We start from the raw sequence: 9,882 nt of genomic DNA, 5'->3' as shown, positions 1-9,882 counted from the left end.
TCCAGCGCCGCCTGCAGATCGGCTACAACCGCGCCGCCTCGATCATGGAGCGCATGGAGAACGAGGGCATCGTCGGCCCCGCAAACCACGCCGGCAAGCGAGAGATCCTCGTCGAGGCCAGCGCCTCGCCTTGAACTCCGTATCCAGCGGACGGCGACGGCGCTGTCGCACTGGCAGCGTCTCGGGTTAGCGTCGGCGAGTTCGTCAGTTGCCTGATGCCGCCCCAACTGCTGGACGGCGGATCGGGATGCGGCTCACCCTCGCCCGTTCAGCGCAGCATGCGAAGACTGGTATGTTGGGCAACCGATGCGGTTACTATGCTGTAGCTTCGCTCGCACCGGAGGCGACAATGAACCGAGCCGTTCTGTCATTGATGCTGATATTGGCCGCGGATCTTGCGGCGGCTCAATCGCGGCCCTCCACCGTCAACAGGCCCTGCAGCGCCAGCCGGCACGATGTCATTGCCAACGGCGCAATCGTGCTCGGCACCGGCGGCTACACCTATGACCGCTTCGTGCGCGACCGCAGCTTCTGCCAGTTCGACGAAATTGCCGACCCTGCCTGGGTCCCGAGCCGCGACACAGCGAGCTGCTTCGTCGGCTATCGCTGCAAGAGCGGCAGGTATGACAATTAGGCAGGCCCGAAGGCCGCGCGCGGCGATGACGCGAGCGCCTTGGTCTTTCCGGTGCCTTGCTCGAAAGGCCGCCTGAGCGGTCGTTCCACGCTTGGCGCGAGCAGACATGCATCCCGGCCCGGCAACCCTCAACCCTACGACGCCCAAGCTGACATTAGGCTGACAAGTTGTGTCAGGTTTGCGAGCCGAACTGTGGGCTAAAAAGCTCCTGAAGTTCCTTTGAACTGGCAGGAAACGACTGAACTTCGCAGCGCAGACCTTTCCGAAGACGGACACGCGACGAGAACCACTCCAGCGATCGAATCCGGAGACTTCGTCACGTGGCCGCACATATCGTTGGGCGGAACTTTAGTGGAGGGAGGAACGCGTCATGGGATATGCAATCGATCCTTACGGCCCAGCACGGAATACTGCTCTGCTCGCGAGCATCACCGCGCTCGAGGCTGCCGTGATCGTGATCCTCGGCCAGGTGGCATTGCTGGGGGCCGACTCGGCAGAGGAGGCCCATCTCACCCTCGCGGAACTCCGGGCCCATTGCGAGCAAGTGAGGGAGACCTTGCTAGCGATGTCCGTGCCGCGCAGTGAGGCCGAAGCGATCATCTTCAGCACGAGCTTCACCAGAGAGCTCGACCACATCTTCGGAGCTATTCGCTTCGGCACGTCGACATCGCAATAGTATCGCAAAAGGTTTGAGTATCCCAAAAGACTTGGGGCAGATGCGCGGCGCTGCGAGACAATCCCCGCCTCCAGCGCATGAAGGCGCGTGGTCAGAACGTCCGCCAGCGAAAGCCGCCCCGACAGGATCTTTCGGATGACTGCGAGGCCGAACCCGCTATCGCGCAGCGCCCGTATCAGATCGAATGACGTCGTCCGAGGGGCTCCACCAGATGGAGGGGCAAGCGCTGCCTGAGCTGGCGATCGCCCGGCAAGCGACACTGGTGCGTTGCAGCACCTTGCAACGCTGCTCTATCTTGCGGCCCGTGCCGCGTGGCGGCAGGAACAGGAGCGCCTGCGATGGTCGGCGAACGCAGCGACACATTTGGATTTGCGCCCGCCCATGATGCGCCGATCCCCTATCTCCAGCGCGTTCGCACCTACTACCAGGCGCTGGGATATGGTCAGCCCTATGAATGGGCGCATTACGCCGCGGTGCCGTTTCGGACTTTGGGGAAACCGCTCTCAGAGTGCCGGGTGGCGATCATCACCACGGCTGCCCCCTACCAGCCGGACAGGGGCAACCAGGGTCCGGGAGCGCCCTACAACGCCGCAGCCAAGTTCTATTCCGTCTTTTCCGCCGATACGGCGGACGAGCCCGACCTGCGGATCGCCCATGTCGCGATCGACCGCAAGCATACGACAGCCGAAGACCTCGGGAGCTATTTTCCGCTGATCGCATTGCGCAAGGCGGCAATCTCAGGGCGGATCGGCTCGCTTGCGCCACGTTTCCATGGATTGCCGACCAATCGCAGCCACCGCGTGACGCTCGAGGTCGACTGCCGGGAGATCGTCGCCCGCTGCAAGGCGGACGCGGCCGATGCAGCGATTCTGGTGCCGAACTGCCCTGTCTGCCATCAGAGCGTCAGTCTCGCCGCACGAGCGCTGGAGGAGAACGGCATCGCGACCGTTGTCATGGGCTGCGCCAAGGACATCGTCGAATTTGTCGGCGTGCCGCGCCTCCTGTTCTCGGATTTTCCGCTCGGCAATTCCGCAGGCCGACCGAACGATAGCGGCTCCCAGGCCCTCACGCTCGATCTCGCTCTCGCCACGCTCGAACGGGCACCCGCGCCAAGGACCACGGTACAGTCCCCATTGACCTGGGGGGCCACCCCCGACTGGAAGCTGGATTATTGCAATATCGAACGTCTTTCGTCCGAGGAAATCCGGCAGCGGCGCGCCGCCTTCGACGTACAGAAGCAGACCGCCAAGGCGATCCGTGAGCAGGCTCCGGGTTGAGACCTCCCGGTCTGGCGTGAAGCAGCGGCAACGCCGCAGAGCACCGCGCGCAATTGACGATACCGCAGCATCTGCCGCAGGCTTTGACCAGAAATCGCCGCCCTGCCCCCGGCCGGATCAGAGCGATGCCTTGGAGGAGCGCGGCTGATGTCGGTTGGCAATGGTTTGGCGGATGCCGCGAAAGTGCCTGGGAGCGACGCCTGCGTTCTGCGCTACATGCTCGAGCGCCAGGCCAGGACAATTCCGGATCGGCGCTTCGTCCAGTTCTGGCCGGGCGCAACCTGGAGCTATGGCGAAACGCTGCGACAGGTGCGGTTGTACGCTGCCGCCCTTGTCGCAGCCGGCGTGAAGCAGGGCGACCATGTGTTGTGCTGGATGGGCAATGGCCCCGACTTGCTGGCGACCTGGTTCGCGATCAACTATCTCGGCGCCGTCTATGTCCCGCTGAACACCGCCGCGCGCGGCCGCCCGCTCGAATATGTGCTCGACGATGCCGATGCCGCACTGATGATCGGCCATCGGGCGCTGGTGCCGAGGCTGGCGGAGGTCAATCCGGGCAAACTGCGGCAGGTGCTGCTGGTCGGCGAGAGCGAGCAACCAGTGCCGCAGCTCGCAGGCGTCACCGTCGCGCCGTTCGAGCTCCCGACGGTGGTTGCGGACGATGCCCTGACCCTGGAGCGTGCGATCGAGCCCTGGGACACCCAGGCGATCATGTACACGTCGGGCACGACAGGTAACGCCAAGGGCGTGATGTCGTCCTATGTGCAGCTCTACACGATGGGTCCCGACGCATTCGACTGCATCGGAGCCGAGGATTGCTGTCTGGTCTGCGGCCCGATCTTCCATTGCGGCTCAACGCTCTATGTCTATGCGATGCTGGCCTGCGGCGGGTCGATCGGCATGGTCCGCGAGTTCCGTACTGCCGATTTCTGGGATGCCGTTCGCGGCACGGGCAGTACGCTGGTTTTGTTGCTCGGCGTCATGGCGACGTTCCTCCTGAAGCAGCCAGCCGGTGAGCGTGACCGGGATCACCCGCTGAAAAAGGCCTTCATCGTGCCCTTCATCGAGGATGCTGTGTCGTTCCGCGAGCGCTTCGGCGTCGACCTGCACACCGTCTACAACATGACGGAGATCGCCAGTCCGCTCAGTGCCGGTCCCGGCATTTCAGAACAAGGTCTGGCAGGATTGCCGCGCCCCTGGTTCGAGTTGCGGGTCGCCGATGCTCACGACTGCGAAGTGCCAAGGGGCGAGGTCGGCGAACTGCTGGTTCGCTCGCACCGGCCCTGGGCGCTGCTGAAGGGCTACTATGGGAATGCCGAGGCAACGGTCGCGGCGATGCGCAATGGCTGGTTCCACACTGGCGACGCCTTTCGCCAGATGCCGGACGGGCGCTTCTTCTTCGTCGACCGGCTCAAGGACGTGATCCGCCGACGCGGCGAGAACATTTCTTCCTTCGAACTGGAGAGCGAGATCCTGGCTCATCCCGGTGTTCGTGAGGCCGTTGCCGTCGCCGTGCCGAGCGAGCACGGCGAGGATGAGGTGCTGGCCGTCGTCACCCCGGTCGCAGGCGGTGCACTCGACCAGACCGAGCTTGTGAGCTTCCTGGCGGAGCGCATCGCCCATTACATGGTGCCACGCTTCATCCGGGTCGTGGACGAACTTCCGAAGACGGCGAGCGGCAAGCTGCAGAAGCATGTGCTGCGCAGCGAAGGCGTCACAGCCGATACGTTCGACCGCGACGCCGCCGGGATACGCATCAGAGCCGAGCGGCTCGGTTGAGCCGCCTGGCGAGTTAGATCATCGGACCGGATACGAGATCCGGTCCGATGATCTCGCCGTCTGTGTTCGCATCGGCTTTCCCGAAAACCGCAATCCGCTTTTCGGGCTAATGCTTTTAGAGCGGCTTCAGGTTGGCCTCGATCTGCCGGCGCTTCGGTTCCAGGAAGGGCGGTAGCGAGAGCTTTTCGCCCATCGTTTCCGCCGGCTCGTCGGTGGCGAAGCCGGGACCATCGCTGGCGATCTCGATCAGGATTCCATTCGGCTCGCGCAGATAGAGCGAGCGGAAATAGAAGCGATCGACCGGACCGCTATTGGGATAGCCGGTCGAGCGCAGACGCTCGGCCCATTCATCGTACTCGCCGAAGGTCGGCGTCCGCAGCGCAAGATGGTGGACGCCGCCCGCCCCTTCGCGTGCCTGCGGCAGGTCGGGCTCGACCGCGACATGCAGTTCCGCCGCCGGTCCGCCATCGCCGACCTTGAAGACGTGGATGTCGCCGGCCGCATGAGCGGCGTCGCGATAGTCCGCGATGCGTTCAAGGCCGAGCAGCTTGCCCAGCACGAGCTCGGTGCGCTCCAGCTTCGGCACGGAAATCGTCACCGGGCCAAGGCCCCGGATCTGATGTTCGGCGGGCACGGAACTCCGGTCCCAGGCGACGAAGGGGATCGCACCGCCATCGGCGATCAGCGTCAGGCGCTGGCCTTCCGGATCCTCAAAATCGATCGCAGCGCGGCCATTGATGGCGCGGATATCTGAGACCGCAACGCCAGCCGCAATCAGCCGCTCGCGCCACCAGTCCAGCGACGTCTCGTCAGCGACGCGCAACGAGGTGCGGGTAATCGAATGGGTGCCGCGCTTGGCCGGAGGAGCCGGCCAGTCGAAGAAGGTCAGGTCTGTGCCGGGCGAGCCGGCGCCGTCGGCATAGAACAGGTGATAGGCCGAGGTATCGTCCTGATTGACCGTCTTCTTGACCATGCGCATGCCGAGCGTCTCGACATAGAAGCGCCGGTTCTGCGGCGCGTTGGCCGAGATTGCGGTGACGTGATGGATGCCGGTGAGCTTCATAGGTGGACCTCCTGATCGCTTCCTTGGCCCGTTGGCCAGTGTTCGCAGCAGAGATAACCGCTTTCGAATGCAACAACAGATAGCCTGATGCCACGGCGACATTGCATTTATGCAATGAAGCAAGCTCTCCCTGTCTCCTTGGATGGGCCAAGGCCGATTGCCCCGTCATTCCCAGACAGGTGTGGCATGAGCTCAGGCCATTCGCTTTCGAACGGATGGTGGCCGTGGAGGTTCCGGGTTGCGGTCGGCTCAGCCCGTCGTCAGGAACCGCCGGCTGCCGCCTTCGAGTACGAGGCAGGTCAGTTGACCCGTTTCATAGGCGCACGTGTCGATGCCGATCCGGTTCGGACGGATGACTGGGGCAGCCGTCGGCGTATGCCCGTGAACCACGGCGAAGCCGAAATCCTCTTCGCTGTCGAGAAATTCGTCCCGGATCCAGAGCATGTCCTGCTCGGATTGCTTGCTGAGCGGAATGCCCGGGCGAATACCGGCATGCACGAAAAGATAATCACCGCAGCGCCAGTTCAGTGGCGTCTGCGCGATGAACGCGGCGTGGTCGGCGGGTTGGGCTGCGAAGAAGCGCTGCACGATCTGACGGCACGCCAAGTCCTCCTCGACCTCGTCGAACTCGGTCACGTCGATGCCGTAGGACGCAAGCGTCTCGACGCCGCCAAAACGGCACCAGCGCAACACGAGGTCCGGCGCATGTCGAATGCCGAGTGTGTAGTCCTCATGATTGCCGCGCAACGTGACGAGCTCGCGTTGCCTCCGCCTTTCGATCAGATGAGCGATCACGCCAGAGGAGTCGGGACCGCGGTCGATATAGTCGCCAAGCATGACCTGGATGACGCGCTTGCCTGAGGCCGAGTGGGCATCCGCGTCGATCTGGGCCTCGATCTCGCGCAGCAGATCGAGGCGGCCATGGACGTCACCCACCGCATAGATGCGCAGGCCTTCAGGTATCGCCGGCTGGCGGCCGGCGAGCGGCGGGTTGGCGGCATCCATGGGCTCGGCTCCGGCGGCATCTGATCGCGGGCCTTGTCGCTCGTCGTTCCGCGCGCGGCAAGCGCGAATGGCTAAAGCATCGGCCCGAAAAGTGGATTGCGGCTTTCGGGAACGCCGATGCAAACACAGAAGGTCAGATGACCTAATGTGCGTCCGCGTGCCGCCCCGGCTTGGCCTTGAGCTTGAGCTCGGTCAGCTCCTCGCGCTCGCGCGGCGTGTTGCGCATGAGCTGGTCCTTGCCGGGCTGGTACTGCACCGGTTGCGGGGTATCGACGCCGTACCAGGCCGCGGCCCGCAGCACGAAGGACGGGTCGGCCAGATGCGGACGCCCGAGCGCGACGAGATCGGCGCGGCCGGAGGCAATGATCGTGTTCACCTGGTCGGCCGTCGTGATGTTGCCGACGCACATGGTGGCGATGCGTGCCTCGTTACGGATGCGGTCGGAATACGGCGTCTGGAACATGCGGCCATAGATCGGCCGGCTATCGTTGACGGTCTGGCCGGTGGAAACATCGACGAGGTCGCAACCTTCTTCGGCAAACGCGGCCGCAATGGCAACGGAATCCTCAGGCGACAGGCCGCCCTCCTTCCAGTCCGTCGCCGAGATGCGAACCGACATCGGCTTCTCGCGCGGCCAGACCTCGCGCAATGCCCGAAACAGCTCGCGCGGGTAGCGCAGGCGGTTCTCGAGCGAGCCGCCATAGGCGTCCGTGCGATGGTTCGTGAGCGGCGAGAGAAAGCTCGCCAGCAGATAGCCATGGGCGCAGTGCAGCTCCAGCATATCGAAGCCCGCCCTCTCGCCACGCCTGGCCGCCGTGACGAACTCGGAGCGCACGCGGTCCATATCGGCGCGCGTCATCTCGCGCGGCACCTGGCTCTCGGGATAATAGGGCAAGGGCGAGGCCGAGATGATCGGCCAGGCCCCTGCGGGAAGCGGCCGGTCCATCCCATCCCACATCAGCCTGGTCGCGCCCTTGCGTCCGGCATGGCCGAGCTGCAGGCAGAACTTCGCCGTCGAGTTCGCGTGAACAAAGGCGACGATGCGCGCCCACGCGGCCTCCTGTTCGTCGCTGTAGAGGCCGGTGCAGCCGGGCGTGATGCGGGCGTCGGGGGCGACGCAGGTCATCTCGCTGACGATCAGACCCGGCCCGCCGATGGCCCGCGAGCCGTAGTGCATCAGGTGCCAGTCCGTCGGCATGCCCTCTACGGCCGAATACTGGCACATGGGCGAGAGAACCATGCGGTTCTCGATCTGCATCTCGCGGAGCCGGAATGGCTGGAAGGCGGGCGCCACGGGGGAGCCGTCGCGCTTTCGCCTCGCCGTGGGGCCGACTTCGTCTGCCACCAGCGTGTCGATGGCAGCGACGAAGGCGGGTGCGCGCAGAGCGAGATTGTCATAGGTGATCGCCTTCGAGCGCGTCATCAGACCGAAGGCAAAGCGCAGCGGATCGAAATCCCAGAAGCGACGCAGCTGCTCGAACCAGACCAGCGAGACATCCGCCGCGTGCTGCGTCTTCTCGACCTCTTCGCGCCGGGTTCGTTCGTAGAGCGACAGGGCGGCGGTGACATCGAGCTTCGCCTTGCCGAAGGCGCGGTGCAGCGCGATCGCGTCTTCCATTGCCAGCTTGGTGCCGGAGCCGATCGAGAAATGCGCCGTCGCCTTGGCGTCTCCGATCAGCACGACATTTTCCGAGACCCAGCTCTCGCAGCGGATCATCGGGAAATTGCGCCAGAGCGAGCGATTGGTGATCAGCCTGTGCCCCTGCAATTCCTCCGCGAAGATGCCCTCGAGGAAGGCGGCCGAGGCGGCCTCGTCCATGCTCTCAAGACCGGCCTTCGCAAAGGTCTCGGGATCAGTCTCCAAGACCCATGTCGAGCGGCCGACCTCGTACTGGTAGCAATGGGCAATGAAGAGCCCGTGCTCGGTTTCCTTGAAGAAGAAGGTGAAGGCGTCGAAGGGCCGGGTCGAGCCCATCCAGGTGAACTTGTTCGGCCGGAGGTCGACCTGTGGCCTGAAGCGTTCCCGCCAGCCTTCGCGGATGCGGCTGTTGATGCCGTCGGCCGCGACCACGAGATCAAAGTTGCGCTTCAGCGCCTCGATATCATCGGCTTCCTCTCCGAACTTCAGCGTGACGCCGAGCTGCCGGCAGCGCTCCTGCACCAGCATCAGCAGCGACCGGCGCGAGCACCCACAAAATCCGTTGCCGGAGACACGATGGAGCGTATCCTTGAAGCGGATTTCGATATCGTCCCAGTAGGCGAAATTGTCGACGATCGCGCCGTAGCTTTCGGGGTCAGCCGTCTTGAAGGTATCGAGCGTCTGGTCGGAGAAGACGACGCCGAATCCGAACGTGTCGTCAGGCTGGTTGCGCTCGAAGACCGTCACGTCCAGCGCCGGCCAGTCGCGTTTCATCAGCAGCGCGAAATAGAGTCCGGCAGGACCGCCCCCGACGACCGCAATGCGCATCACCCATCCTCCCCGGCTGTCACGGATATTATTTTAAGCCTGAAATATTTTTTCCTCAAGAGGGATTACCACGGCATCCGCAGGAGGGAGAGGAATGAACCTATCGATGGGAATATTGGGTGCTTGACGCGAGCATTCCGCTATCATGCGCCCGTTTCAAGCCTCGCTTGCAAATTGCTTCAGACCTAAAATATATTGCTCGACATGAGGAGGCTCGACGTCATGGACCTGGCGGGACGACATGCTCTGGTGACGGGCGGCGGGCGTGGCATCGGCCGGGCTGTTGCCGGCGCTCTCAAGGCGGCCGGCGCCCATGTCTCGATCATCGGCCGCAGCGCAGCGACCTTGCAGAGCGCCATTGCCGAGGGCGATGCCGACAGCTTCGCCCTCGCCGATGTCACCAATGAGGCAGCCGTCGCGGCGGCGGTCAGCACTCTCTCCCGTGAGCGGCCGCTGGATATCGTCGTGGCCAATGCAGGCGGGGTCGAGACCGGCCCATTCCTGAAGAGCGACGCCGAGCGCTTCCGGCGAATGTTCGAGTTGAACCTGATCGGCACGGTCAACGCCTTCCGGGCCGTCCTGCCCGGCATGACCGAGCGCCGCGAGGGCCGGCTGATCGCGATCGCCTCGACCGCCGGACACCGCGGCTATCCCTATGTTTCCGCCTATGTCGCAGCCAAGCACGCGGTGATCGGGCTGACCCGCTCGCTGGCGCTGGAGGCCGCCCGGTCCGGCGTCACGGTGAACGCGATCTGCCCCGGCTATACCGATACCGACATGGTGGCGGACAGCATCGAGGCGATCACCGCCAAAACCGGAAAGCCGAGCGAGCAGGCGCTGGCGGAGCTGGTCAAGAGCAACCCCCAGGGCCGGCTGATCGCTCCGGAAGAGGTGGCGGCCGCCGTGCTCTACCTCTGTGGTCCGTCCAGTGCCGGGATCACCGGCCAGTCGATCCTGATCAATGGCGGGGAGTTCTAGAAC

9 protein-coding genes are annotated in these 9,882 nt (G+C 64.3%); 6 read left to right on the top strand and 3 right to left on the bottom strand.

Going from position 1 to position 9,882, the window contains the following annotated elements:
* The first annotated feature begins 11 nt into the window (after nucleotides 1–11).
* The 5 genes from FG93_RS34000 (at nucleotide 12) to FG93_RS04465 (ending at nucleotide 4,366) form a co-directional block, all read left to right on the top strand.
* Nucleotides 12–134 (top strand): DNA translocase FtsK, encoded by a 123-nt coding sequence (locus FG93_RS34000; protein ID WP_369347003.1) that lies wholly within the window; start codon nucleotides 12–14, stop codon nucleotides 132–134.
* A gap of 215 nt (nucleotides 135–349) precedes the next feature.
* A complete protein-coding gene (locus FG93_RS04480; protein ID WP_081881295.1) occupies nucleotides 350–634 on the top strand; it encodes a hypothetical protein in 285 nt (94 codons plus the stop codon).
* Between the two features lie 370 nt (nucleotides 635–1,004).
* A complete protein-coding gene (locus FG93_RS04475; RefSeq protein ID WP_043232285.1) occupies nucleotides 1,005–1,310 on the top strand; it encodes a hypothetical protein in 306 nt (101 codons plus the stop codon).
* Nucleotides 1,311–1,648: 338 nt separating this feature from the next.
* Nucleotides 1,649–2,587, top strand: coding sequence for a glycine reductase (locus FG93_RS04470; protein ID WP_043232284.1), 939 nt, complete (start codon nucleotides 1,649–1,651; stop codon nucleotides 2,585–2,587).
* A 147-nt stretch (nucleotides 2,588–2,734) separates the two neighbouring features.
* Nucleotides 2,735–4,366, top strand: a complete 1,632-nt coding sequence (locus FG93_RS04465) for an AMP-binding protein (protein ID WP_043232281.1) — start codon at nucleotides 2,735–2,737, stop codon at nucleotides 4,364–4,366.
* A gap of 115 nt (nucleotides 4,367–4,481) precedes the next feature.
* Here the strand turns inward: FG93_RS04465 and FG93_RS04460 are convergent, their stop codons facing one another.
* From FG93_RS04460 to FG93_RS04450, 3 genes are all read right to left on the bottom strand, one after another.
* Complete coding sequence (locus tag FG93_RS04460) at nucleotides 4,482–5,429, bottom strand: ring-cleaving dioxygenase (RefSeq protein ID WP_043232279.1); 948 nt, start codon at nucleotides 5,427–5,429, stop codon at nucleotides 4,482–4,484.
* Nucleotides 5,430–5,678: 249 nt separating this feature from the next.
* Nucleotides 5,679–6,434 (bottom strand): metallophosphoesterase family protein, encoded by a 756-nt coding sequence (locus FG93_RS04455; RefSeq protein ID WP_043232276.1) that lies wholly within the window; start codon nucleotides 6,432–6,434, stop codon nucleotides 5,679–5,681.
* 142 nt (nucleotides 6,435–6,576) lie between these two features.
* The gene (locus FG93_RS04450) at nucleotides 6,577–8,901 is read right to left on the bottom strand and encodes a bifunctional salicylyl-CoA 5-hydroxylase/oxidoreductase (protein WP_043232274.1); all 2,325 of its coding nucleotides are present in this window, start codon (nucleotides 8,899–8,901) and stop codon (nucleotides 6,577–6,579) included.
* Nucleotides 8,902–9,123: 222 nt separating this feature from the next.
* On the opposite strand from FG93_RS04450, the gene FG93_RS04445 reads away from it, so the two are divergent.
* Nucleotides 9,124–9,879: an SDR family NAD(P)-dependent oxidoreductase gene (locus FG93_RS04445; RefSeq protein ID WP_043232272.1), complete on the top strand. Its 756-nt coding sequence runs from the start codon at nucleotides 9,124–9,126 to the stop codon at nucleotides 9,877–9,879.
* Nucleotides 9,880–9,882 lie beyond the last annotated feature (3 nt).

Origin of the sequence: Allobosea sp. LC85 (assembly GCF_000735605.1) — a bacterium.
Lineage (GTDB): Bacteria > Pseudomonadota > Alphaproteobacteria > Rhizobiales > Beijerinckiaceae > Allobosea.
Note: the sequence above shows the minus strand (reverse complement) of the source record. Positions and strands in the feature narration are given on the sequence as shown.